The following is a 434-nucleotide window of genomic DNA, read 5'->3' on the forward strand; positions in this document are numbered from 1 at the left end:
CTTTTATACTCGGCAGTAACGGCACCCGGCGGCAAGTGCGGCCTGGGCCGTCAGACGGCTACAGGGCGAGGCAAGGAGCGGACATGACCTCATCGACACAGGCGGACGGCACATCGGCGGCCGGTCACACCAAGGCGGAAACACAGGACACAGCTGACGGACGGGGGCCGCAAGGGCCCAGATCCCAGGAACTGCCCGCACGGGAGCTCTTCAAGGCCCTGGGCCAGACCCTCAAACCCGACCTGCTGGTCCACGCGCTCACCCACCGTCCCTTCGCCCACGTGACCGAGCCTGCCCCCGTATGCCGTCTTCCGCCTGCACACAACAACCTAACTCGCGCTGTTATGCCGGCTGCTCTATCGTCTCCGCCAGTCGTCTACCCGCTGCGCTCAACCCTATCCTCCCCTTCCCCTCTCTCCTCCTCTATCCACCTT

Annotated in this window: 1 pseudogene; it reads left to right on the plus strand. The window is 65.2% G+C overall.

Features of this window, described 5'->3' with window-relative positions:
• Positions 1-83: 83 nt before the first annotated feature.
• Positions 84-434: pseudogene (locus tag CRD60_RS09245) on the plus strand (hypothetical protein); the annotation flags it as partial.

The sequence above is a fragment of the Bifidobacterium aemilianum genome, from assembly GCF_003315635.1.
GTDB classification, from domain to species: Bacteria; Actinomycetota; Actinomycetes; order Actinomycetales; family Bifidobacteriaceae; genus Bifidobacterium; species Bifidobacterium aemilianum.